At 58.7% G+C, this 26034-nt stretch carries 16 protein-coding genes; 14 read left to right on the plus strand and 2 right to left on the minus strand.

The annotated features are described in order from the left end of the window. The first annotated feature begins 444 nt into the window (after nucleotides 1-444). The 7 genes from rpmH (at nucleotide 445) to F3I20_RS19595 (ending at nucleotide 6070) form a co-directional block, all read left to right on the plus strand. Nucleotides 445-585 (plus strand): 50S ribosomal protein L34, encoded by a 141-nt coding sequence (gene rpmH / locus F3I20_RS19565; RefSeq protein ID WP_003849659.1) that lies wholly within the window; start codon nucleotides 445-447, stop codon nucleotides 583-585. Nucleotides 586-599: 14 nt separating this feature from the next. Beyond that, a complete protein-coding gene (gene rnpA, locus F3I20_RS19570; RefSeq protein WP_008926396.1) occupies nucleotides 600-959 on the plus strand; it encodes a ribonuclease P protein component in 360 nt (119 codons plus the stop codon). Next, nucleotides 923-1180, plus strand: coding sequence for a membrane protein insertion efficiency factor YidD (gene yidD, locus F3I20_RS19575; RefSeq protein WP_008926397.1), 258 nt, complete (start codon nucleotides 923-925; stop codon nucleotides 1178-1180). Before rnpA ends, yidD begins: the two co-directional genes overlap by 37 nt. A 2-nt stretch (nucleotides 1181-1182) precedes the next feature. Beyond that, the gene (gene yidC, locus F3I20_RS19580) at nucleotides 1183-2829 is read left to right on the plus strand and encodes a membrane protein insertase YidC (protein WP_150014536.1); all 1647 of its coding nucleotides are present in this window, start codon (nucleotides 1183-1185) and stop codon (nucleotides 2827-2829) included. A gap of 92 nt (nucleotides 2830-2921) precedes the next feature. Then, nucleotides 2922-4286, plus strand: coding sequence for a tRNA uridine-5-carboxymethylaminomethyl(34) synthesis GTPase MnmE (gene mnmE / locus F3I20_RS19585; RefSeq protein WP_150038145.1), 1365 nt, complete (start codon nucleotides 2922-2924; stop codon nucleotides 4284-4286). 264 nt (nucleotides 4287-4550) lie between these two features. Continuing rightward, the gene (locus tag F3I20_RS19590) at nucleotides 4551-5141 is read left to right on the plus strand and encodes a malonic semialdehyde reductase (protein ID WP_150014540.1); all 591 of its coding nucleotides are present in this window, start codon (nucleotides 4551-4553) and stop codon (nucleotides 5139-5141) included. A gap of 179 nt (nucleotides 5142-5320) precedes the next feature. Next, entirely contained in the window at nucleotides 5321-6070 is a 750-nt protein-coding gene (locus F3I20_RS19595; RefSeq protein ID WP_150014542.1) for a 4'-phosphopantetheinyl transferase family protein, read from the plus strand. A 36-nt stretch (nucleotides 6071-6106) separates the two neighbouring features. Here F3I20_RS19595 and F3I20_RS19600 read toward each other — a convergent pair whose 3' ends face one another. Then, nucleotides 6107-7420, minus strand: a complete 1314-nt coding sequence (locus F3I20_RS19600) for an NCS2 family permease (protein ID WP_150038146.1) — start codon at nucleotides 7418-7420, stop codon at nucleotides 6107-6109. 152 nt (nucleotides 7421-7572) lie between these two features. Between F3I20_RS19600 and yieH the strand changes: the two genes are divergently transcribed. Together yieH and F3I20_RS19615 are read left to right on the plus strand one after the other, a co-directional pair. Further along, the gene (gene yieH / locus F3I20_RS19610; protein ID WP_150014546.1) at nucleotides 7573-8232 is read left to right on the plus strand and encodes a 6-phosphogluconate phosphatase; all 660 of its coding nucleotides are present in this window, start codon (nucleotides 7573-7575) and stop codon (nucleotides 8230-8232) included. A gap of 12 nt (nucleotides 8233-8244) precedes the next feature. After that, a complete protein-coding gene (locus tag F3I20_RS19615; RefSeq protein WP_150014548.1) occupies nucleotides 8245-9177 on the plus strand; it encodes a GlxA family transcriptional regulator in 933 nt (310 codons plus the stop codon). On the opposite strand, the gene F3I20_RS19620 is transcribed toward F3I20_RS19615, so the two are convergent. Next, nucleotides 9162-10160 carry an acyltransferase gene (locus F3I20_RS19620; protein WP_150038147.1) on the minus strand — a complete coding sequence of 333 codons (999 nt, stop codon included), beginning with the start codon at nucleotides 10158-10160 and terminating at the stop codon, nucleotides 9162-9164. The genes F3I20_RS19615 and F3I20_RS19620 overlap by 16 nt on opposite strands. A gap of 220 nt (nucleotides 10161-10380) precedes the next feature. Between F3I20_RS19620 and glyQ the strand changes: the two genes are divergently transcribed. The 5 genes from glyQ to F3I20_RS19645 all read left to right on the plus strand — a co-directional run bounded on the left by glyQ (nucleotide 10381) and on the right by F3I20_RS19645 (nucleotide 25875). Further along, nucleotides 10381-11292, plus strand: coding sequence for a glycine--tRNA ligase subunit alpha (glyQ, locus tag F3I20_RS19625; RefSeq protein ID WP_003849680.1), 912 nt, complete (start codon nucleotides 10381-10383; stop codon nucleotides 11290-11292). A gap of 9 nt (nucleotides 11293-11301) precedes the next feature. After that, a complete protein-coding gene (gene glyS / locus F3I20_RS19630) occupies nucleotides 11302-13371 on the plus strand; it encodes a glycine--tRNA ligase subunit beta (protein ID WP_150038148.1) in 2070 nt (689 codons plus the stop codon). 381 nt (nucleotides 13372-13752) lie between these two features. Continuing rightward, a complete protein-coding gene (locus tag F3I20_RS19635; protein ID WP_150038149.1) occupies nucleotides 13753-15483 on the plus strand; it encodes a ShlB/FhaC/HecB family hemolysin secretion/activation protein in 1731 nt (576 codons plus the stop codon). A 58-nt stretch (nucleotides 15484-15541) separates the two neighbouring features. Continuing rightward, the gene (locus tag F3I20_RS19640) at nucleotides 15542-25651 is read left to right on the plus strand and encodes a hemagglutinin repeat-containing protein (RefSeq protein ID WP_223822601.1); all 10110 of its coding nucleotides are present in this window, start codon (nucleotides 15542-15544) and stop codon (nucleotides 25649-25651) included. A 2-nt stretch (nucleotides 25652-25653) separates the two neighbouring features. Further along, nucleotides 25654-25875: a hypothetical protein gene (locus F3I20_RS19645; RefSeq protein WP_150019489.1), complete on the plus strand. Its 222-nt coding sequence runs from the start codon at nucleotides 25654-25656 to the stop codon at nucleotides 25873-25875. Nucleotides 25876-26034: the final 159 nt, after the last annotated feature.

Below are 26034 nucleotides of genomic sequence, written 5' to 3' on the forward strand. Positions count from 1 at the left end.
ATAGCGCAAAGCGAGGCAGAGATCTTCCCTTTCTACACAGTTTTGATCCTTTTTATCCACAGGCCTGAGACGCGCAAAGAAGTTTACGCCAGTTGCGGGAAAAACCAGCAGGGATCTGGTGCAATCCGCTAAATTTTAGGGCGACATCTCATTTTATCCCCAGGATCCGCCAGGCCGATCGCAATAAGATCCCGTGCGATCCTTGCGCTTTAATGCGGACCCCGTATAATTCTCCACCCGACATTGTACCCTCAGGCGCAAAGTCGGGACTCAGCGGGCTGTAAGCGGGTTTTCAGGTACCGTTGCACGCGAAGTAAATTGACTCGGGACTGTACAATTATTACAATCCCGCCTCTTTATTAAAGACACATTGAGGCGTAGGTCGATTTACTGGCCCGAAACGCGTCACCCAGTGAAAATTTTCAAGTTTAGGTAGAAACCGCCATGAAACGCACTTTTCAACCGTCCGTACTGAAGCGCAACCGTTCACACGGTTTCCGTGCTCGTATGGCAACAAAAAATGGTCGTCAGGTTCTGGCACGTCGTCGTGCTAAAGGCCGTTCTCGTCTGACCGTTTCTAAGTAATAAAGCAAGCCCTGATGGGTAAGCTCGCATTTCCCAGGGAGTTACGTTTGTTAACTCCCACTCATTTCACTTTCGTCTTCCAGCAGCCACAACGGGCTGGCACGCCGCAAATCACTATTCTCGGCCGCCTTAACGCGCTGGGGCATCCCCGCATCGGTCTCACCGTCGCTAAAAAACATGTGAAACGCGCTCATGAACGCAACCGGATCAAGCGATTGACCCGCGAAAGCTTTCGTCTGCGTCAACATGAACTGCCGTCGATGGACTTCGTGGTGGTTGCGAAGAAGGGGGTTGCCGATCTGGATAACCGTATGCTGGCGGAAGCGTTGGAGAAATTATGGCGTCGTCACTGTCGCCTGGCGCGCGGCTCCTGATCGTCCTGATACGCGTCTATCAACGCGGTATCAGTCCATTACTGGGACCACACTGTCGGTTTCACCCGACCTGCTCTCATTACGGAATTGAGGCGTTACGCAGGTTTGGCCTGATAAAAGGCAGTTGGTTGACATTAAAACGCGTATTAAAATGCCACCCCTTGAACCCGGGTGGTGACGATCCTGTGCCGCCAAAAACCTTTGATACCAGAGAACATTAACGATGGATTCGCAACGCAATCTCTTTCTCATCGCTTTTCTGTTCGTGACCTTTATGGTCTGGCAAGCCTGGCAGACGGACCACGCTCCGCAGCCACAGCAGACGCAGACCACACAGGGCACCAACAGCGTAGCGGGTGATGCCGCCAGTCAGGGTGTACCGGCCAGCGGTCAGGGCCAGACGATCACCGTTAAGACTGATGTCCTGTCATTGAATATCAATACCCGAGGCGGTGATGTTGAACAGGCACAACTGCTGACGTTCCCGGACAAACTGGGTTCAGACCAGCCGTTCCAGCTGCTTGAAACCACGCCAGCGTTCCTTTATCAGGCTCAGAGTGGTTTAACCGGTCGTAATGGCCCGGATAACCCGAACAACGGCGCGCGTCCGCTGTTCACCACTGCACAGGATCACTTCGAGATGGCTGATGGCCAGTCCGAACTGCGTGTGCCGATGACCTATACCGCTGAAAATGGCGTGGTTTACACCAAAACCTTCATCTTCAAGCGTGGCGAATATGCTGTTAATGTCGATTATCATGTCAACAACACCACCCAGCAGCCGCTGGAAGTGTCACTGTTTGGCCAGCTGAAGCAGACAATTGATCTGCCTAAGCATCGTGATACCGGCAGCAACAACTTTGCTCTGCACACCTTCCGTGGCGCGGCCTACTCCACCAGCGAGTCGAAATATGAGAAGTATAAATTCGACACCATCGCGGACAACGAGAACCTGAACGCGACGACCAGCAATGGCTGGGTTGCGATGCTGCAGCAGTACTTTGCGACGGCATGGGTTCCGCGTACTGAAGGTACCAACACCTTTTACACCAGCAACCTGGGTAACGGCGTGGCAGCGATTGGCTATAAATCTGCACCGGTCACCATCGCCGCAGGCGCTCAGCAGAATCTGGGTGCAACGCTGTGGGTCGGCCCGGAAATTCAGGACAAGATGGCCGCGATTGCGCCGCACCTTGATCTGACCGTGGATTACGGCTGGTTGTGGTTTATCTCTCAGCCGCTGTTCAAACTGCTGAAATTTATCAACAGCTTCATCGGTAACTGGGGCTTCTCCATTATCGTGATCACCTTCATCGTGCGTGGCATCATGTACCCGCTGACTAAAGCGCAGTACACCTCGATGGCTAAGATGCGCATGCTGCAGCCGAAGATTCAGGCGATGCGTGAGCGGCTGGGTGATGACAAGCAGAAACAGAGCCAGGAGATGATGGCGCTGTATAAAGCAGAGAAAGTGAATCCGCTGGGTGGCTGTCTGCCGCTGGTGATTCAGATGCCAATCTTCCTGGCGCTCTACTATATGCTGTCAGGCTCGGTTGAACTGCGTCATGCGCCATTCATTTTGTGGATCCATGACCTGTCAGCGCAGGACCCGTACTACATCCTGCCGATTCTGATGGGTATCACCATGTTCTTCATTCAGAAGATGTCACCGACCACCGTGACCGATCCGATGCAGCAGAAGATCATGACTTACATGCCGGTGATCTTCACCGTGTTCTTCCTGTGGTTCCCGTCAGGTCTGGTGCTGTACTACATCGTCAGCAACCTGGTCACCATTCTCCAGCAGCAGCTGATTTATCGCGGCCTGGAAAAACGTGGTCTGCATAGCCGCGACAAGAAGAAAGCGTAAGCGATCCAGCGCGGGAGTCATCCCGCCCTAAAATAGTCTATTCTCAGGCGGTCAAAGCGACCGCCTGTGTTTTTTGTAGCGAGAGAAAATTTATGAGCCACAGCGATACCATTGTTGCCCAGGCAACACCGCCCGGACGCGGCGGCGTCGGCATTCTGCGCGTCTCTGGCGCGCAGGCGGCAGAGGTCGCCCGCCAGCTGCTGGGTAAACTGCCTAAGCCGCGATACGCCGATTACCTGCCGTTCACGGACAGCGACGGCAGCGTGCTGGATCAGGGCATTGCGCTGTGGTTTCCTGGCCCAAATTCCTTTACCGGTGAAGATGTTCTTGAGCTGCAGGGCCACGGCGGCCCGGTTATCCTCGACCTGCTGCTGAAGCGCATCGTGGCGCTGCCGGGTGTGCGTATCGCGCAGCCGGGTGAGTTTTCAGAGCGTGCGTTCCTGAATGACAAGCTCGATCTGGCGCAGGCCGAAGCGATTGCCGACCTGATTGATGCCAGCTCTGAGCAGGCGGCGCGTTCGGCCGTGAACTCGCTGCAGGGCGCGTTCTCCATCCGGGTCAATCATCTTGTGGAAGCACTCACTCACCTGCGCATCTATGTCGAAGCCGCTATCGACTTCCCGGATGAGGAGATCGACTTCCTCTCTGACGGCCGAATCGAAGCGCAGTTGAATACGGTGATTGGGGACCTGGATGCGGTCCGTGCCGAAGCGCGTCAGGGCAGCCTGCTGCGTGAAGGGATGAAAGTGGTGATTGCGGGCCGGCCTAATGCGGGCAAATCGAGCCTGCTGAATGCGCTGGCGGGCCGTGAAGCTGCGATCGTAACGGACATTGCGGGCACCACCCGTGACGTACTGCGTGAACATATTCATATAGATGGCATGCCGCTGCATATCATCGACACCGCGGGTCTGCGTGAGGCCAGCGACGAAGTCGAACGCATCGGGATTGAGCGTGCCTGGCAGGAGATTGAACAGGCGGATCGCGTGCTGTTTATGGTGGATGGCACCACCACCGATGCCACCGAAGCGGCGGCTATCTGGCCCGATTTTGTCTCCCGTCTGCCGCCGGAGCTGCCGATTACCGTGGTTCGCAACAAGGCGGATGTCACCGGTGAGCCTCTCGGCCTGACAGAAGTAAACGGTCACTCACTGATTCGCCTGTCGGCACGCACCAGCGAGGGCATTGATGCACTGCGGGATCACCTGAAGCAGAGCATGGGCTTCGCGGGCAATATGGAAGGCGGCTTCCTGGCGCGTCGCCGTCATCTGCAGGCGCTGGAGTTAGCGGCCACACACTTACAGCAGGGGAAAGCGCAGCTGCTCGGTGCCCGGGCTGGTGAGTTACTGGCGGAGGAGTTGCGTGTTGCTCAGCAGGCGTTAAGCGAGATCACCGGCGAGTTCACCTCTGACGATTTGCTGGGCCGTATCTTCTCCAGCTTCTGTATCGGTAAATAGCTTTATGGGCCTGGCGGCAACGCGCTGTCAGGCCTGATTTCCCGCCTCGCTGCCTCCCCTGGTATTCCTGCCGCTGCGTTGATTCTTGCTGATATGTTATTTTGCGGCGGCACCGCGTTGTCGTATAACGGTAGACGCGCCGATCTGACGTGCGGCTATGATCGCGGTAAGTGAACCCCGCCTCATCAAGCCGTGTCGGACCGGGCGCAAACCCACGACGTGAACACCGTCAGGCGAACTTTTTGCCTGAAAAAGGAGAGTTGCATGAGTACACCGCTCGACACTGCCGCACTGGATACCCTGTTTAATGACGCCCGCACCCACAGTTACTGGCAGGATAAGCCGGTCGATAACGCTCTGCTGGAACAGCTTTATACCTTAACGGCGCTGGGTCCAACCTCGGCGAACTGCCTGCCTGCACGTTTTGTTTTCATCACCTCGGCGGAAGGAAAAGAGAAGCTGAAACCGGCCCTCTCGTCCGGCAATCTGGACAAAACCATGAGCGCACCGGTCACGGTGATCGTGGCCTGGGACCGTGAGTTCTATGAGCAGCTGCCTGCGCTGTTCCCGCATGCGGATGCGCGCAGCTGGTTCACCGGCAGCCCGGAAGCGGCGAAAGAGACTGCTTTCCGTAACAGCAGCCTGCAGGCGGGTTACCTGATTCTGGCGGCCCGTTCGCTTGGGCTGGATGCCGGTCCGATGTCCGGTTTTGATCCGGCCAAAGTCAATGACGCCTTTTTCCCCGACGGTCAGTATCAGGTTAACCTGCTGATTAACCTCGGTTACGGTGAGGCGTCAAAACTGCATCCGCGCCTGCCGCGCCTGAGCTTTGAGCAGGCAAGCCGCTTCGCCTGATGCGGCCAGCGTCGCGATTCTGATCGCGGCGCGTAACGCTGCTCCATTCCCGCCAGCCTGCGCTGCCTGATCATCCTATTCTGAATTTAACCCAATCAGCGCTGTTGCCGGGTGCATTAAGGTAAGAAAATTCCTACAATGCCTCTGATGATTATCTGACCATTTTCACGGAGCGACAGATGGCTGGTCATTTTGTACGCTGGACGGGCGATCCCGGCTTTCCGGCTAAACAGATGTGTATTCCCCAGGCGATTACCGACACGGCCCAGCAGTTTGCTGACAAACGCCGTGGGCGATTCCTTGCCGCGCGTACCCTGCTGGCGCAGCTGATGCTGCGAATTTATGGTATCCATGAGCTGCCACGTCTGATCGTTCAGAGCAACGGACGCCCCGTGTTTGCTGACAGCGATCTGCCCGATTTCAGCATTGCCTATGCGGGCAATACAGTGGGGGTATTGCTGGCTGAAGAGGGTGGACGTGCCGGTCTGGATATGGAGATTGTGCATGCGCGGAGCCGTCAGACTCAGGAGCAGCTGATTCAGGGATTAACGTCGGGCGAAATTGCCTGGATTAATGCCCAGCAGGATGCGATGGAAGCGGTGACGCAAATCTGGACGTTGCGCCAGAGCATTCTCAAGCTGACAGGAGAAGGCGATTGGGGACTGGATTCGCTGCGCCTGTTGCCGGGTGCCGGTCGGCTGCGATCGTCACTCTATCCCGACATTCAGGTGGTGTGTGATGCGGAACCCATGCTGGTCTGGTCGTGTGCGCTGTCGTCTGCGACCCAGCGGCTGTACCTGTGGGAGATGGATAACGCTTTTGAATGGCGTGCATTACGCGAAATCGAGATGGGTAAACCCAACATCGGGCCTCATGCCCTTCGGCTGACCAGTCTGCCCCGCGAGCGCAATCTGCATCCTGAAATGTAAAAAGCCGCAACCGGTGGGTTGCGGCTCTGAGTGCGCTTAGTGCGCGTCGATAAAGACAATCTTCAGCACAAACAGCAGCGCAACAATCACCACGCAGGGGCTGATCTCACGCCAGCGGCCGGTGCCGAGTTTCATGACACAGTAAGCAATGAACCCCAGCGCAATCCCCTCGGTGATGGAAAAGCTGAACGGCATCATGGCGGCGGTGACAAATGCCGGAACGGATTCGGTTAAATCATCCCAGCGCACCCGCGCCAGGCTGGCTGTCATTAATACACCCACGTAAATCAGCGCGCCCGCGGCGGCATAAGATGGCACCATGGCGGCCAGCGGTGACAGGAAGGTCACCAGCAGGAACAGCAGGCCGGTGACTACAGCCATCAGGCCGGTGCGGCCACCAATCGCCACGCCTGAGGTGCTCTCGATATAGGCGGTCACCGATGACGTGCCTGCCAGCGCGCCGCTCACGGAACTGATGCTGTCGACATAAAGCGCCTGCTGCATCCGCGGGAAGGTGCCGGTTTCATCGGTCAGTCCCGCTTTGTCGGTGACGCCAATCAGCGTGCCGGACGAGTCGAACAGATTGACCAGCATAAAGGAGAAGATGACGCCCGCCATGCCAATGTTAAACGCGCCTTTGATATCGACCTGACCGACCACCGAAGTAATCGAAGGCGGCGCTGAAAACAGACCAACAAACTTCACGTCGCCCAGCATCCAGCCAATAGCGGTGGTGATCACCATCGAGATCAGCACCGCCGCGTGGATATTACGTGATGCCAGAATGGCGATAATAAAGAAGCCCAGTGCGCCCAGCAGCACGCTGTGCGAGGTCAGATTACCCACCGCCACCAGGGTATCGGGATTTGGCACGATAATACCGGCATTCTTCAGCCCCATCATGGCGATAAACAGACCGATACCGGCGGTAATGCCAACGCGCAGGCTCAGCGGGATATTGGCAATCATCCAGTAGCGAACCCGCAGCAGGGTCAGGATCAGCAGGCCGACCGCACCCCAGAAGATCGCGCCCATACCGACCTGCCACGAATAACCCATCGCCCCGACGACGACAAAGGCGAAGAAGGCGTTCAGCCCCATTGCAGGGGCCAGCGCTACCGGCAGATTGGCAAACAGTCCCATCAGAATGCTGCCGAAGGCGGCAATCAGACAGGTGGTCACAAACACCGCCTGGGTATCCATACCGGCGACGCCGAGGATCTGCGGGTTGACGAAGACGATATAGACCATCGTCAGAAAGGTGGTGATACCCGCGATCACTTCAGTGCGCACCGTGGTGCCATGTTCCTGCAGCCTGAAGATGCGCTGCAAAACGCCTTGCTTGCTCATGCCATCCATCCAGAAGAAAAAATCATCGGCGCGTATCCTGGCGATTTTACCGGGGCAATACAATGATTTTTCGCAACCGATTGCCAGTCTCGCAATCTGCGCTGAGTGCGGTAGAGTGTGGAGCACACCCCTGAATCGAAGGATAGAGTCTGATGTCAGTAGAATGCGTCTTTTTTGATTGCGATGGCACGCTGGTGGACAGTGAGTTGCTCTGCACCCAGGCCTACGTCAACACTTTTGCCCGTTATGGTCTGGCGCTGTCGCTGCAGCAGATGTTTGAAAAGTATAAGGGCGTCAAACTCTACGACATCATTCGTGACGTGGGCGACGCGCATCAGGTGTCGCTGCCGATGGAAGAGGTGGAGACCGCCTATCGCGCGGAGGTCGCGCGACTGTTTGATCTGCAACTGAAACCGATCTCAGGCGCAAAAGCGCTGGTTGAGCAGATCAAAGTGCCGATGTGCGTGGTCTCAAACGGGACGGTAAAAAAGATGCAGCACTCGCTGGGCTTAACCGGCATGCTGCCGCTGTTTGCCGAACACCTCTATAGCGGTTATGACATTCTGCACTGGAAGCCCGATCCGGAGCTGATGTATCACGCGGCGGAACAGATGCAGGTGCCGATTGAGCGCTGCATTCTGGTGGATGACTCCGAAGCGGGCGCCCGCGCCGGTATTGCCGCCGGGATCCCCGTCTACTACTACTGTGCTGATCCGCACAACCCTGAACTGGACCATCCGCTGGTGACGCGCTTCGACGACATGGCGCAGCTACCTGCGTTGTGGCGCGCCCGTGGCTGGGATCTGGTGTAGCGTGGACCAGGTATGACGCATACCGTCTGGTTTTTAACCCTGCCTGGCGTCATGGTGCTGGATCTGACCGGTCCGGCCGAGACGCTGAAGCTGGCAGGCGATCGCTTTTCGCTGCGCTACATTGGCCCGCAGCCGGAGGTGGTCTGTTCCACCGGTATGACTATTGGCAGCATCGAACCCTTGCCGGAGCAGTTGCCCGCCGGGAGCCTGCTGGTGGTGCCGGGCGTCTATGACTCGCAGATCTGTTATGCCACACCGCAGGCTGCAGAAGCACGCGACTGGCTGATGCGGCAGCACGCCGCGCTGCGCGCGCAGACCTTTATGCTGGTCTGCGTCTGCTCGGGTGCGTTGCTGGCAGCGCAGGCGGGTATGCTCGATGACGTGCCCTGCACCACCCATCATGATGTCATTGCCCGTCTGAAAGCGGCCGCCCCGCGTGCACGGGTGCAGGAGAACCGGGTATTTGTCGGGCATGAGAATATCTGGACCAGCGCGGGCATCACGGCGGGGATCGACCTGGCGCTGCATCTGGTGAATCAGCTCTGCGATACGCCTGCCGCGCTGGCCGTGGCAAGGGAAATGGTGGTCTGGTTCCGCCGCGCCGGTGACGACCCGCAGCTTTCACCCTGGCTGCGTTACCGCAACCACCTGCATCCGGCCATTCATCGGGCGCAGGATCTGATGATTGCCCATCCTGAACACGGCTGGACGCTGACCGAGCTGGCCGGGCGCGTCCACGTCAGCAGCCGTCATCTGGCGCGGCTGTTTCGTCAGCATCTGGGGATCAGCGTGCGGGAATACCATGAGCAGCTGCGGGTTGGCGTGGCGCGCCAGCGTCAGCAGCAGGGTGAATCCGCTGAGAAAGCGGCGCTGGCGGCGGGGTTTTCATCGGCGCGCCAGCTGCGACGCGCCCGCCAGCGGGAAAACGATCAGCTGACGAAGTGACGGGTATCGACGCGTTTCAGCGCCATCCCCAGCAGCAGACTGCCGCCCAGCGTCAGCCCGAACACCCAGGGCAGATCGAGCCACGGATGCGACATATCATCGTAGTGATGCGTGCGCAGATAGTGAATAAACAGCGCATGAAAGCCGTAGATTGGCAGTGAATAGCGTGCAATCACGGTAAAACCGGGCAGGGTGCGCTCATTCAGGCTGTTTTTAAATACGATGAGCAGGCTGATCGCCGCGATAAACACCAGCGGTCCGCAGTAGAGATACCAGGTATCGTTAAACGCCCCGTTGACGATCAGCGCCTTTTTCGTCCCCAGCGTAATGCCAATCACACAGGCGATAAACAGCCCGAAAGCCAGCGGCGTCAGGCCGCGCCGGGTCGTGTCCATGGTGCCGATCGCCCGTCCCAGCAGGGCATAGAGCAGGTAGTAAATGCTGTCACCGCTGACATAGAGGTTAACCGGCAGAAAATGGAACGGACCCAGCGACTGGCTGACCGTATTGGGGTTGGCGAGTACCGCCAGCACCAGCACCAGCAGCGTCACATAGCGTGCCTGCACGGTTTTTACCTGGATCAGCGGCGACATCAGATAGATGCCAATCAGCGCAAAGAAGAACCACAGGTGATAGAACACGGGCTTCTGCAGCATCTTCAGGATCGAACGTCCTTCACTGATCGGCGTCAGCCAGGTGATATAGACCAGCGAGACCGCGCTGTAGAACAGCAGACAGAGCACCAGCCGGAGCATATGACGCGGCTGGGCGCTACGTTCGCCGAAAAACAGATAGCCGGAGATCATAAAGAACAGCGGAACACAGACGCGTGATGCCGAGTTCAGCAGATTCGCCACATCCCAGGTGGTGCCGGTTACCGCCATCGGCCCGGTGATATACCAGGTGGTGGTGTGAATCACGATCACCATCAGGCAGGCAACCGCGCGTAAATTGTCGATCCAGTAAATCTTCTGCTGCGGCATGGCGTCCTCTTGCGCATAGCTCCGTGCGCAAAAGGGTAGTCAAATGCGACCAGAGCAACAACTGCCGCCAGCAGGATTCGGAGCCATCTGTATGCCAGCGCCCGGCATCACTGCGAAAACGCGCCGGTAGCGCCTGGGATTTACGGCTGCACATCGCGCGGTCAAAGGGTATACTGTCGGCCTCTTTTTTTAATCTAACCGAAGCGCGTGCACACTCAACATGCAAAAGTTTGATACCAAAACCTTTCAGGGGCTGATCCTGACCTTGCAGGATTACTGGGCGCGTCAGGGCTGCACCATTGTCCAACCGCTGGACATGGAAGTGGGCGCTGGCACTTCACACCCGATGACCTGCCTGCGCGCACTCGGCCCGGAGCCGATCGCCGCCGCTTATGTGCAGCCATCCCGCCGTCCTACCGATGGCCGCTACGGTGAAAACCCGAACCGTCTGCAGCACTATTACCAGTTTCAGGTCATCATCAAACCGTCACCGGACAACATTCAGGAGCTCTATCTCGGTTCGCTGAAAGAGCTGGGTATGGATCCGACGGTGCATGACATTCGCTTTGTGGAAGATAACTGGGAAAACCCGACGCTGGGTGCCTGGGGACTCGGCTGGGAAGTGTGGCTCAACGGCATGGAAGTGACGCAGTTTACCTACTTCCAGCAGGTTGGCGGCCTGGAGTGTAAGCCGGTGACCGGTGAGATCACCTACGGCCTGGAGCGTCTGGCGATGTATATCCAGGGCGTCGACAGCGTTTACGATCTGGTCTGGAGCGATGGCCCGCTGGGCAAAACCACCTACGGCGACGTGTTCCATCAGAACGAAGTGGAGCAATCCACCTATAACTTCGAATACGCCGACGTCGACTTCCTCTTTACCTGCTTCGAGCAGTACGAGAAAGAGGCGCAGCATCTGCTGGCGCTGGAAAAACCGCTGCCACTGCCCGCCTACGAACGCATTCTGAAAGCGGCGCACAGCTTCAACCTGCTGGATGCCCGCAAAGCGATCTCGGTAACGGAGCGTCAGCGCTATATCCTGCGCATTCGCACCCTGACTAAAGCCGTGGCTGAAGCTTACTACGCCTCTCGCGAGGCAATGGGCTTCCCGATGTGCAATAACAAAAAGTAAGAGGCAGCCATGACTGAACAAACTTTCCTGGTGGAGATCGGCACCGAAGAGCTGCCACCAAAAGCCCTGCGCAGCCTGGCAGAAGCCTTTGCCGCGCAGGTCACCGCTGAACTGGATGCCGCTAACCTAAGCCATGGCGAGGTCAGCTGGTTTGCTGCACCGCGTCGTCTGGCGCTGAAAGTCGCGAACCTGAGCGCCTCACAACCCGATCGGGAAGTGGAGAAGCGCGGTCCTGCGGTCGCTGCGGCATTTGATGCTGACGGCAACGCCACCAAAGCCGCCGAAGGCTGGGCGCGGGGTAACGGCATTACTGTTGATCAGGCGGAACGCCTCGCCACCGATAAAGGCGAATGGCTGGTCTATCGCGCCCAGGTGAAAGGCGAAGCGGCCCAGGCGCTGCTGCCCGCGATGATTGCGACTGCACTCAGCAAGCTGCCGGTGCCAAAACTGATGCGCTGGGGCGACAGCGATGTACAGTTCGTTCGTCCGGTGCACACCGTGACGATGCTGCTGGGCGATGAGCTGATCCCTGGCACCATTCTGGGCATCGCCTCAGACCGGATTATCCGTGGTCACCGCTTTATGGGTGAAAGCGAAATCACGCTCGAAAGTGCCGATCACTATCCTGATGTGCTGGAAAAACGCGGCCAGGTCATTGCTGACTATCAGGTCCGCAAAGCGATGATCAAAGCCGATGCAGAAGCGGCCGCACGCCGCTTAGGCGGCAACGCCGATATCAGCGACAGCCTGCTGGAAGAGGTAACGTCGCTGGTGGAGTGGCCGGTGGTTCTGACCGCAACCTTTGAAGAGAAATTCCTCAAGGTGCCTGCGGAAGCGCTGGTCTACACCATGAAAGGTGATCAGAAATATTTCCCGGTGTATGACAATGACGGCAACCTGATGCCGAACTTCATTTTCGTCACTAACATCGAATCCAGCGATCCGCGCCAGATTATCGCGGGCAACGAAAAAGTGGTGCGTCCACGCCTGGCCGATGCGGAGTTCTTCTTTAATACCGACCGCAAAAAGCGTCTGGAAGATAATCTGCCGCGTCTGGAGACGGTGCTGTTCCAGAAAGAGCTGGGCACGCTGCGCGATAAAACCGATCGCATTCAGGCCCTGGCGGGCTGGATTGCCGGTGAGATTGGTGCCGATGTGAATCACGCCACCCGCGCGGGCCTGCTGTCGAAGTGTGACCTGATGACCAACATGGTCTTCGAGTTCACCGACACCCAGGGCGTGATGGGCATGCATTACGCGCGTCACGACGGCGAAGCCGAAGATGTGGCGGTTGCGCTGAACGAGCAGTATCAGCCGCGCTTTGCCGGTGACGATCTGCCATCCAGCCCGGTCGCCTGTGCGCTGGCGATTGCCGATAAAATGGATACCCTGGCCGGTATTTTCGGCATTGGTCAGCATCCAAAAGGCGACAAAGATCCGTTCGCACTGCGTCGTGCAGCGCTGGGCGTACTGCGTATCATCGTTGAGAAAAACCTGCCGCTCGACCTGCAGACACTGACTGAAGAAGCGGTGCGTCTGTATGGCAGCAAGCTGAGCAATGCCCGCGTGGTGGATGATGTGATCGACTTTATGCTGGGTCGCTTCCGCACCTGGTATCAGGAAGAGGGTCACAGCATCGATACGCTGCAGGCGGTTCTGGCGCGTCGTCCGACCCGTCCGGCTGACTTTGATGCTCGTATGAAAGCAGTGTCGCACTTCCGTACGCTGGAAGCAGCTGCAGCGCTGGCCGCGGCGAACAAGCGCGTCTCTAACATCCTGGCGAAATCGACTGAAACGCTGAATGAGAGCGTGCAGGCGTCGCTACTGAAAGAGAACGAAGAGATCCAGCTGGCGACGTTTGTCACCGCGCTGAGCAGCAAGCTGCAGCCTTACTTTGCTGAAGGCCGCTATCAGGATGCGCTGGTCGAACTGGCCCAGCTGCGTACCGCGGTAGACAATTTCTTCGATAAAGTGATGGTGAACGCCGATGACCAGGCGGTACGGGTCAATCGCCTGACGCTGCTGTCAAAACTGCGTGAGCTGTTCCTGCAGGTCGCGGATATCTCGCTGCTGCAGTAATCCTCTTAGCGTAGTGCGAATAAGGGACGAGCAATCGTCCCTTTTTTTATGGGATGACCCGTCCTGAGTCAGGCGGTTACCGTGACCCTGATAGCGAGCGTATTTTTAATACGCAAATGAATGCGCAAAAGTGCTTAAAAAGCCTTTAAAGTCATCCTGCTGCGTTAAAGAGTACTTTTTTATCAGCATCATGCCAGTTTTTTCTCATTAAATATCATTGGTTTGTTTGTATTCTTAAACCGGTTGCCGTGTTGCGCCCTTTCGTAAACCCACAGGTTAAGAAACCGCCTCAAAAATAGCCCTCCCCCTTGTTTTTGTCCCTTTCTGATGGATAATTCGCCAAAATTTACACCCGGTTACAGTTAGTGAAATGGAATTTTCATGAAAAGGATTTGTTTATCGCTCTGGCATCCGCCAAAGCCTCTGCTCGTCATAGTCGCGGGCGCGCTGTTCTGCTTCTCTTTACCGCTGATGGCAGCCTCGCCAGCCGATACGCCCCGCGAAGAAGGACAGGCGATTGATGCCCGCGAGCAACAGCGTCAGCAGACGCGCGAGCGCGTGCTGCAGCAGCAGAATGCGCCGCAGGTAAATGAACATCTGCGGCGTCCGGATAGTCATCTGCCCGGTTATCCTGCTAATGAGCAGCCCTGTTTTCCCATTAATCGAATTGCCCTGACGGGCGAGGCAGCCAGCCGTTTTCAGTGGGCGCTTGATGCTGCTTCAGACGCCCCCGGCCGTTGCCTGGGCGGACAGGGCATCGTGCTGGTCATCAACAAAGTGCAGAATGCAATTCTCGCCAAAGGCTATGTGACCACCCGCGTTATGGCGCAGGAGCAGGATCTGACGAAGGGCGTGTTGACGCTGACGCTGCAGCCTGGCCGTATCAGCCAGATCCGCTTTGAAGAACCTGTTTCCAGGCGTGGACGGCTGTGGAATGCCGTTCCGGCGTCATCGGGCGATATTTTGAATCTGCGGGATATTGAGCAGGGCCTGGAGAACTTTAAGCGGGTGCCCAGCGCCAGTGCTGACATTAAAATCGTGCCGGGCGAGCGGGAAGCCACCAGCGATCTGCAGGTCAACTGGCACGAAGGCAGACCGGTACGGCTCAGTCTGGGACTGGATGACAGCGGATCTGAAAGTACCGGACGCTACCTCGGTTCTGCCACGCTGGCTGTGGACGCCCCCTTTGCGCAGAACGACCTGTTTTACGCCAACATCGGCAAAAATCTGTTTGAGCATGGGCCGTTCGGCAACCGCTCGCATACCCTGAATTACTTTTTCCCGATCGGGTACTGGGCCGTCTCCGCCAACTACAACGACTACACCTATCACCAGAACATTCCCAATGCCAATGAGGTGCTGCGCTATAGCGGTAAGAGCGATAATGCCCAGATCACGGTCTCCCGCCTGCTCTATCGCGACCAGTCGAACAAAACCACGCTGAATCTGCGTGGCTACCGCAAACACTCCACCAACGCCGTCAACAATATCGACATAGAGCAGCAAAAGCGGCGCACCGCAGGCTGGGAACTGGGCCTGAATCAGCACAGCTATTTTGGCAGCAGCACGCTGGACGCGAATATCGCCTGGCGGCGCGGTACCGGGGCATTCAATGCATTACCTGCACCGGAAGAGTCGCGCCATCAGGGCAGTGCGCGTACCGGCATACTGCTGGGCGACCTCGGCATCAACCATCCTTTCGCCCTGGGCGAGCAGCCCTGGCGGGTCTATAGCAGCGTGCGCGGACAATGGAGTCCGAATGCGCTGACGCCGCAGGAGCGCATGGCGATTGCCGGTCGATACACGGTACGCGGCTTTGACGGTGAACAGATGCTGTCAGGCGAAAAAGGTCTGCTGTGGCGCAACGAAATCGGCTGGAACCTTTTCTCACGCGGGCATGAGCTTTACCTGGCCGCCGATTATGGCCGGGTAAGCGGACCCGCGACGCGGGACCTGGTCGGGCATCAGCTGGCAGGCAGTGCCATCGGCGTACGCGGCTCACTCTGGGGTCGCTTCAGCTATGACCTGTTTGCGGGCGTGCCGCTCTGTAAACCCGAGGGTTTTCATACCTCAGGCGCGACGGCGGGTTTCAGCGTTAACCTGGAAATCTGACCAACAAAGCGGCTGATCACCGCTATCTGAAACAGTGACTTTCACACGGATGTGACCCATGAATAAACATTGCTATCGCATTATCTTCAGCCGCACCCATGGCGAACTCCGGGTGGTGTCAGAACTTGCCCGCAGTTGCAGCACGGAACCTGGCCAAAGCCGAGGCAACGGCGCGCCGCGTCTCTGGGTTACTTTACACCGCACGGCGTGGCTGCTGGGACTGGCGCTGTTTGCCGGGCCAGCACTGGCGAACGGCATTGTGGCGGATGGCAACGCTACGCCAGGTCAGCGGCCGGACGTCATCGTGACTCAGAACGGGCTGCCGCAGGTCAATATTACTGCGCCCAATCAGGCAGGAATCTCACACAACCAGTATCAGCAGTTCGACGTCGCGCACAACGGTGCCATCCTGAATAACTCCGCAGTGATGACCTCCACGCAACTGGCCGGAATGATTCAGGGCAACCCGAATCTCAAGCCCGGCGCTGCACCGGCGCGGGTGATCCTCAACGAAGTGAACAGCAACAATCCCAGCCAGCTTCGCGGTTATATGGAAGTGGCGGGCGGACGGGCGCAGGTGATCGTTGCCAACCCGGCAGGAATTGTCTGCAACGGCTGCGGCACCATCAACGCCGGACGGATGACGCTGACCACCGGCAAACCGCAGCTCAACGCCGACGGCAGCCTGGCGGGTTATCAGGTTGAACGCGGCGTGGTGCGCATTGAAGGCGGCGGACTCAACGGCGATCCCCGTCATGATACTGAATACGTAGACGTTCTGGCCCGCGCGGTGGAGATCAATGCGGGTGTCTGGGCCAAAAAAGAGCTGGCGGTGGTCGCTGGGCGTAACCGCATCAGTGCCGACACACAGACGGTCACACCGCTGGCTGACGACGGCAGCGCCAGACCTGAACTGGCGATCGACATGGGTCAGATGGGCGGCATGTACAGCGGCCAGATCCGCATGATTGGCACCGAAGCAGGCGTCGGGGTGCGGAATCAGAACGCTCAGGTGCAGGCGGGTAAAACGCTGGTAGTGAGCAGCGAAGGTAAACTTGTCTGGCAATCGACGGCACAGGATGGCGTCACGCAGGCCGCAGGCGACATCAGCCTGACGGCCAGAGATAGCGTTGATTATCAGGGCAAGCTCCACAGTGGCGGTCAGCTGACGGTTCAGAGCCGTGAAGGCGGGATTACCCAGTCCGGCACCCTGGCGGCGGCTGGTGACGTACGGCTGACGGCAGCCCGCAGCATTCAGAGCAGTGGACACCTGCTGGCAGGCAGCGACGCCAGCAGCCAGATTGTGCAGGAAGCCAGTCTGCAACTGGAGAGCCAGGATACCATTCGCGCCAGTGGCAGCCTGTTGAGCAAAAAAGAGGTCAGCGCACATGGACGCCGCGTCGATCTCAGTGGCGCTCAGGTCGCTGCCAGCCGCGCCACCCTGACTGCTCAGGAAGCGGGTGTTGCCGTGCGTCAGGCGGTGATTAATGGCGCGGAGCTGGTGATAAACACCTCTGGAGATATTGAGGCGCAGCAGGCACAGATTAGCGCCGGACGCTGGCAGATCGATGGGCGCAGCCTGTTCAGCCAGCAGGCGGGATGGTCGCAGACCGGCAGTGGCGAAAGCCGCTTTACGTTGTCTGGCGGGCTGGACAACAGCGAGGGTTCGATTGAGAGTCAGCAGCTCAGTTTCCAGGCCGCCTCGCTGAACAATCAGCGTGGCCGTATGGTTGCGCTTGATAACGCAGCGCAGCACTGGCGGATTGATGGGCTGTTTGACAACACGTCGGGCGAGCTGGGCAGCAACGGCGATCTGACGCTTGAGACCGGCAGCCTGAATAACCAGGGCGGCACCATCAAAACCCAGGCGTCGTTGGCTATCACTGCCCGCGACGCGGTTAACAACAGTCAGGGTAATCTTCTGGCCGGTAATGCGCTGACGCTTAGCGCGGGCGGCGATCTGGATAATCACGCGGGCACCCTGAACGGCGGCCAGCTGTCGCTGACCGCGCAGCATCTGAACAATGCGCAGGGCGAGATTACCAGCCAGCGTGATCTGAGCCTGACGGCAAACGGGCTGGATAATTCAGAGGGCAAAGTGATTGCGCTGCAGGATCTGAGCCTGATGACGGCACAGGGCCTGGACAACAGCGATGGCTGGATCGAAGCGGGTCATCATCTTTCGCTCAACAGCGGCGGATTCTGGCAGAACAGCGGTGGGACGGCGCAGGGTGGTGAGCAGGTTACAGCGACGGCCGATCAACTCAATAACGCCAGCGGCCGGTTGCAGTCTGGCGGTGATCTGACGCTGACCAGCCGCGGCGATATCCTCAACCAGGGCGGCAAACTCACGGCGAAAAACGCTCTCGCGATCCAGGGCACCGCCGCGACGCTGTTTGATAACGATGGCGGGTCGCTGCAAAGCGGCGGCGATCTGCTCATGCAGGGTGGTGCACTGAACAATCGTCAGTCAGGGCAGATTCTCAGCCAGCAGACGCTGACGCTCAGCCTGGCAGGCGACTGGGACAATCAGGGCGGCACCCTGACCGGCAACGGCAGCACGCAGGCCAGCGCCGCAAATCTGTTGAATGCCGGGGGGGCGATCAATGCGCTGGACGCGCTGGATATGCAGTTCACGGGCCGTCTGGATAACAGTAATGGCCGCATCTTCAGTCGGCTAAGCCAGACGCTCCAGGCGCAGGAAATTAGCAATGCGCAGGGCTGGATGGGTAGCCAGGGGAGCTGGACTGCCACGACTGCCGGTTTCGATAACACGGCGGGCAGCGTGCAAAGTCAGCAGCAGGCTGAGCTCTCGGCAAACTGGCTCAGTAACGCCAGCGGCGTGTTGCAGTCAGCCGCCGGGCTGGTGTTGCGCGTTGCACAGGATATCAATAACCTGACCGGTAAAGTCTCTGCTCAGCAGCTGCTGACCGTTCAGGGTCAGACCAGCGGCAGCCGCACCGGTAACATTAACAATGCGGGCGGCCAGTGGCTGGCTGGTGAGGGGCTGACCATCACCGCTGCCCATCTCGGTAACACTCAGGGCGGTCTGCTCTACAGTCAGCGGCAGTTAAGGCTGAACCTGGCCGGGGATCTGGATAACCGGGCGGGCAACGTGCAGAGTGGCGGCGCGCTCCAGCTTGATGCGCAGACGCTGAACAACGCGGGCGGCCACATCGACAGCCAGCAACAGCTCAGCCTGCAGCTGTCAGGAGAGATGGATAACAACGACGGTGCGGTGCGCAGCAACGGTGAACAGCAGGTTAATGCCGCGACGGTCACTAACCGTCAGGGCATCTTCAGCAGTCGTGAGGCGATTAATCTGACAACAGGGCAACTGGAGAATGCCAGCGGCACGCTGATCAGTCAGGGCGCGGGAAATTATCACCTCAATGTGCTCAACAACCAGCAGGGCAAAGTCCACAGCGGCGCGGCGCTGTCCCTTGACGCTGCGCAACTGAACAATCAGGGCGGCCAGCTGGTCGCCACTCAGGATCTCGTGCTGAAGGCCACGGCGATCGATAACAGCACACAGGGTGTGCTCAGCAGCCAGGCGGGACTCTCACTGCAGGCCGATCGTCTGAGTAACCGCGACGGCGGCCTGTTACTCGGTACGACCTTTACCGACATCGCTACCCGTGACATCGATAACAGCAGCGGACGGCTGCAGAGCGCCGGAACGCTCCTGCTTCGGGGTGTTGCACAGCTGGATAACCGGCAGGGACGGATGCTGGCGAATGGCGATCTCACCCTCAACGCCGATCTCTCACCGACTGATTCACCGCTGGTGCTGCTCAATCAGAGCGGACGGCTGGAGAGTGCTGGCGCATTAAACATTCATGCACACGCTTTCGATAATCAGGGCGGCACCCTGCTCGGGTTGCAGGCTCTGACGCTGACCGCGCAACAGGATTATACCCGCCAGGCGGGCGAAACCCTCAGCAGTAACGGCACGGTGACTTTCTCTCTGAGTGGGGCGTTTACTAACCTGGTGGACTGGCTGCTGCCGGGTAATCTGGTGCTGAATGCTACGGCTATTACCAACCCGGCGATGCTGGTGGGTAAAACCGTTCAGCTCACGACGGGTGCGCTGCTGAACAGCGGGCGGCTTGAAGCCGACGACCTGACGCTGAATGTCGACTCGCTGGATAACAGCGCGACCGTGATGGGCGATGAGATCACCGTGCGTGGTCGGGTGATCGATAACCATGGCCAGCCTGCCGTAATTGCGGCCGTTCAAAGCCTGACGCTGCAGGCCCGCGAGCGGCTGAGCAACAAAGAGGGTGCATTGCTTTACAGCGGCGATCGTCTGTCGCTGCACAGCGATGACCTGATCGAGAACCGGGCGAGTTTTATTGAAGCAGACGGTGATATGACGCTGGAGGCGCGGCGGCTCGACAACCTGCGCGAAGGACTGGTGATAGAGCGTGATGCTGAGACCAGCGACTACAGCTGGCATCGTTATAACTATTACTGGCGCTCGTTTGGTACGACGATAATGCCCGATAAGAGCAGCATGGCACCGACCACTCAGCGACTGACTTTTCAGGATGAGGCTGCGGCACAGAGTAATCCTTACGGCACGCTGCTGGCGATTGACGCTGCAGGCAAACGCGCCCAGGTCCGCGTTATGAACAATCAGGGTGTGCTGACCGATCTGTGGGTTAACTATCTGACGCTGAACCCCAGCGCTGACGGTAGTTATGCCATGACGTTCTATGAAACCCGCGGATTTAAGCAAAAAAATGTTCCTACCCCTTATCAGAACACGGTGTGGCGCGAACATGATCGTGGTCGCATCGAGCAATGGGACCCTGAACAACATATTGATATCGATAGCGCTCTCTTTATCAGCGACTACAGCGCTTTGCGTGAGCGTAGTGTAACCGGCACCCTGACGCGTGACAGGTTGGTCAGTGAAGGTATCGGGGCCCGTATCCTGGCGGGTGGCAACATGATCTTGCGCATCACCGACGCATTACTCAATGACGCCAGCGTGATCACGGCCAATGGCAATCTGACCGTGGATGGCGGTGGCAGTGTTGATAACCGGGGCTACTCGGTCAACGAGCGGCGTCAGGAAGTGATCGTCGACCATTACGACAGAAGTACGCGCCACTGGTACCCGACCTTCAATTCCGATGAGACCACGGCCCTGGCTACCATTGATGGCATCATTACCGGCAACGGTAATGTCAGTATCAGCGGAGCGAGCATCAGTAACACCACCGTTAATCAGGCGCAGATCAGCCAGCTTGAGGCGGCGCTGCAGGCGGTGGATGCCGAACGCGCAGAGTATGAACGTAACCCGCTGGCTTTTGCCGTAGACGGCGTCGCTCACCATGACGGCGACACAGAGCTTGCGGCGGGTGACGACCATCGCCCGCTGTTACCGGCTGAGCTGGCACTGACGGCGCTGCAACAGCTGGAGAAAGTCACCACAGCCATCCCCGATAACGGCCTGTTCAGCCAGCACACTGCGGCGGGCAGCCCGTATCTGGTGGTGACTGACGAGCGCTTCACCAGCCAGAGCAAATTTATCAGCAGCGACTATCTGCTCGAACGGGTGGGCTATGACCCGTCACAGGTGCATAAACGGCTGGGCGACGGTTTTTATGAGCAGCGCCTGGTGCGCGAGCAGGTCCTGAAACTGACCGGCAGGCCTTCCGTTAACGGCTGGGATGCAATGGAGCAGTATCAGGCGCTAATGAATAACGGCTCAAAAGTGGCGCAGGATTTCCATCTGGTGCCGGGTGTGGCGCTGACGCCGCAACAGATTGCGGCGCTGCAGCAGGATATCGTCTGGCTGGTCAGCGAAACGGTGGAGACGGCAGAGGGTCCGCAGACCGTGTGGGTGCCGAAAGTCTATCTGGCTCAGACTACCCTGCGCCTGACCGGTAATGGCGCGGTGATTGGCGGCGGTAATCTGCAGCTCTCGGCAGACAGCGTCACCAGCGCCGGGAATCTCTTTGCGGACAAGGCACTGTCAGTCGACAGCAATCAGTTCCTGCACCTGGGCGGCGATATCAAAGCGGGCAGCATTGATGTGAAGGCGGAGACGCTGACGATCAGCACCGATCTGCAGAATGCCCTGCGCCAGGCGACGATGAGCGCTGACAATATCAGCCTCAGCGGCACCGATATCCGGCTACAGGGGGCGAAGCTCAACGCCACCGATAACCTCAGTCTGAGCGCACGCAACAACCTTGAGATCGGTACCGCAAAAAGCAGCCACAGCGGCAGCCTGAACGTGATCGCCGGGGCGATGGGCAATCGCACCAGCCGCGGCATGGAAGAGGCGGGCAAGCGCAAGGCGCAGGTCAGCGGCGAGTGGCAGCAGGCACAGGGCAGTGAGCTTAACGCTGGTGGTAACCTCCTGCTCTCGGCGGGACGTGATCTGACGCTGACCGGCAGCCAGGCCAGCGCCTCCGGCTCTGCACGTGTCCAGGCGGGCGGCGACATCCGCATCGGGGCCGGGACCACCACCAATACGACCCATCTTGAGGCCAACAGCCGGACCTCATCGGTCAGCAACAGCCGTCAGGAAGATCGTCTGCTGCTCAGCACTCTGAGCGGTGATCAGGGCGTAACGCTGGTGGCAGGCAATAATCTGCTGGCCGAAGGCGCGCAGGTCGACAGTACCCAGGGCAGCATCGGCGTCAGCGCGCAGAACGTTACCATCAGGGACGCGCGCGCCAGCCTGTCAGCGCAGGACAGCGAGAACAAGCGCGAGGGCAATACCCGCAGCCACCGCGAAGAGGAAAGCTCACGTGAGAGCAGCACCGGCAGTACCTTCAGCGGACAGCAGGGCGTAACAGTGATAGGGCGTGAGGGTGACGTGACGGTCACCGGCAGTACGCTGCACAGCGAACAGGGCGCGGTCGGACTGCAGGCGAAGCAGGACGTGGTGCTGAATACAGCCACCGAACGGGAGTCGTTCTACAGCGAAGAGCGCTCAGAGAATAAAGGTCTGCTGAACAAAAGCAGCGGCCACAGCGTAACGCAGGACGTTACCACCCGTGAGAACGGCAGCCTGCTGAGCGGCGAAAGCGTCACGGTCATCGCCGGGCGCGACCTGACGGTGACCGGCTCGGCGGTGGCCGCCGACCGGGACGTGAACCTGCGGGCCGGGCGCGACGTGGAGATCGGCGCGGCGACGGAGACCGAGAGTCACTATCAGCTGGAGGAGAAGAAAAAGAGCGGCCTGCTGGGCAGCGGCGGCATCGGCTTCACCGTCGGCAAACAGTCAACCCGCCATGAAATCGATGAGAAGGGTACCACCCAGAGCCAGAGCGTCAGCACCGTCGGCAGCAGCCAGGGCAGCGTCAATGTTACGGCGGGCAACCGGCTGCACGCCGGCGGCGCAGACCTGGTGGCGGGGAAAGATCTGAACCTGACGGGCGACAGCGTAACTATCGACCCGGGCTATGACCAGCGGACGCGCACCGAGAAAACCGAGACGAAGCAGAGCGGACTGAGCATCGCCCTGTCAGGCACGGCGGGCAGCGCGCTCAACACGGCGGTGAGCACCGCGCAGCAGGCCAGGAAGTCGGGCGACGGGCGGGTCAGCGCGCTGCAGAACACCAAAGCGGTACTGAGCGGGGTGCAGGCGGCGCAGGCGGCTCAGATGGACGGGCTCAACACGGCCTCCGCGGACGCACACAATGCCGCAGGCGGGCTGAGTCCGGGTGATAAGGGCTATCAGGCGGGTTCGACCAGCACCCTCGGCGTCAGCGCTTCGTACGGCAGCCAGTCGTCGAAAAGCGAAACCCGTACTGAAAGCCGCCAGTCGCAGGGCAGCACGCTGACGGCGGGCCGGAATCTGACCGTCACGGCCACCGGCAAAAATGGCACGGCGCAGAGCGGCGACATCAGCATCACCGGCAGCCAGCTGAAGGCGGGCGGCGACCTGAGCCTGGCTGCGGCGCGTGACATCCTGCTGCAGTCGGCGCAGAACACCCAGCGCACCGACAGCAAGAACAGCAGCAAAGGCGGCAGCGCCGGGGTGGGCATCGGCGCAGGGTCGGGCGGCTACGGTATCAGCGTGTCGGCCAGCGTCAACGCGGCGAAGGGCAGCGAAAAGGGCAACGGGCTGACGCACAGCGAAACCACGCTGGACGCGGGCAGTCAGCTCAGCCTGACCAGCGGGCGCGACACCACGCTCACGGGCGCGCAGGCAAGCGGCAACAGCGTGAAGGTGGACGCGGGCCGCAACCTGACGCTGACCTCAGAGCAGGACAGCGACCGCTACGACAGCAGGCAGCAGAGCGCCGGCGCGGGCGGCAGCTTCACGTTCGGCTCAGCGACCGGCTCAGCGAACGTGAACGTGAGCCGGGACAGGATGCACAGCAACTGGCAGAGCGTGGCGGAGCAGACCGGGATTTTTGCGGGTCAGGGCGGCTTTGACGTCACTGTAGGTGAGCACACGCAGCTGAACGGTGCGGTTATCGCGAGTACGGCAGATGCCAGCCTGAACCGGCTCGACACCGGCACGCTGGGCTTCAGCGACATTGAGAACCACGCGGACTATAAGGTTGAGCATCAGAGTGCGGGCATGAGCACCGGCGGCAGTATCGGCGGGGACTTCGCCGGGAACATGGCGAACGGGATGCTGGCAGGGCTGAACGGCAGCGGCAGCGCGGACAGCACCACGAAGTCGGCGGTGAGCGAAGGCACGATCGTTATCCGCGCCCCGTCGAAGCAGAAGCAGGACGTGGCGGACCTCAGCCGCGACGTGGAAAATGCGAACCCGGGGCTGGACGTCATCTTCGATAAGGAGAAGGAGCAGAACCGGCTGAAGGCGGCGCAACTGATAGGCGAAATCGGGGCGCAGGCGGGGGACATTGCCAGAACGCAGGGCCAGATAGCGGGCATGAAGGCGCAGCGTGACCCGGCGGCGCTGAAGGCGGCCAGGGAAGAGCTGGCCGGAAAAGGGAAGCTGAACCCGACGTCAGATGAGATAGCGAAACAGGCTTACGACACGGCGATGAAGCCGTTCGGTACGGGCAGCGCACTTCAGCAGAGCATCAGCGCGGTGACGGCGGCGGTACAGGGGCTGTCGGGCGGTAGCGTGGCACAGGCGGTAAGCGGGGCGGCTGCGCCATACCTGGCGCAAAAGATCCACGATCTGACCCAAAACAACCCGGAAGCGCAGGCAATGGCGCATGCGGTTGTTGGTGCGGTAACGTCTTACGCGTCGGGTAACTCAGCGCTGGCAGGCGCAGCCGGAGCGGTCAGCGGCGAATTGATGGCGAAGCTGGTGATGAACCAGCTGTATCCGGGTAAAGCGGTTGGTGACCTGTCGGAAACCGAGAAGCAGACGGTCAGCGCGCTGGGGACATTAGCAGCGGGTCTGGCGGGTGGCGTGACGGGTGACAGCACGGCGAATGCTGTGTCGGGTGCGCAGGCGGGACAGAACGCGGTTAACAACAACCTGTTTGGCGGTACGGAAGAGGGACAGGAGAAGTTCGTGCGGGAGCACGGTAAAAATATCGCGTCTTGCAGTACAGACCCAGGCTCAGCTTCCTGCCAGAAAGGGCTGGCGATGAATGATGCGCTGATGGTAGCGCTTCCGGCGGGTCTTGGTGGTGGTTTACTGGCAGCGGCCACACCTGAAATAGCGGCGGCGGCAAAAGCTGTAATACAAGCTTGCGCAGGAAATGTGATGCTGTGTCTGAATAATGCCGGTATCCAGATGTCGGAAGCTATCGTGCCGGGTGGTGTTGGGGCTGGCGGTGCCGTAGGTATCGGTAAGACAGCGGTCGAGGCGACGGCGGCGAAAGCTGAAGCTGCGGCGGCTAATGCGGCGAAGGATATTCCTTCAAATGTTGGCAAAATTAATGCCGGTAAGTTTGGTCAGATTGAATTAACTTCTCTTTCTAAAACTGGAGGCAATATTGATCCAGCGGCCAAATCTGGCAATTTTACCGTTGCAGGTAGGGCGTTACAAAAACATGGCAGCCGCGAAGGAAGTGTCTATCCTACCGCTAAAGGAACTCCTGCTCAAATCAATGAACAGGGACAGAAAATATTAGACGGTATAGTTAAAGCACCTGGAGCGTCTGTAAAAGAAGGAAATCGTTTTGGAGGATTTGATGTCATCGCCCCTGATGGTCGAGGGGCAAGATTTGACCCTCAAGGTAATTTTCGTGGATTTTTGGAACCGTAATTATGAATTGTAAGGATCATTTAAAAATTGTCATCGCTAGTGATGTCGATTATGAAAATCTAATAGCTGAAATTTATCGAGATGATGAATTTATTGCACTTTTACAACAAGAAGATGGGATAAACGATATAAAAATTGAATTTTCATCGGACGTTAGTCCAATGAATTTTGATTGGCTTCAGAATGCATTAAATGAAGCCAAGAGAAGACTATTAGAGCAGTAATATTATATCCCGGCCACTGAGCCGGGATTTTAATTGCCAACTTAAAACCACGTCCTATGGACGTGGTTATCGCCTCGGTTCTGGCTCTGCCTGTAAAGACCTGCCCATGTCAAACTCCTCATCTGTTGTCCCCACAACTGATAAGGAAATTCAACATGA

Origin of the sequence: Candidatus Pantoea gossypiicola, from assembly GCF_008632075.1 — a bacterium.
Classification (GTDB): Bacteria; Pseudomonadota; Gammaproteobacteria; order Enterobacterales; family Enterobacteriaceae; genus Pantoea; species Pantoea gossypiicola.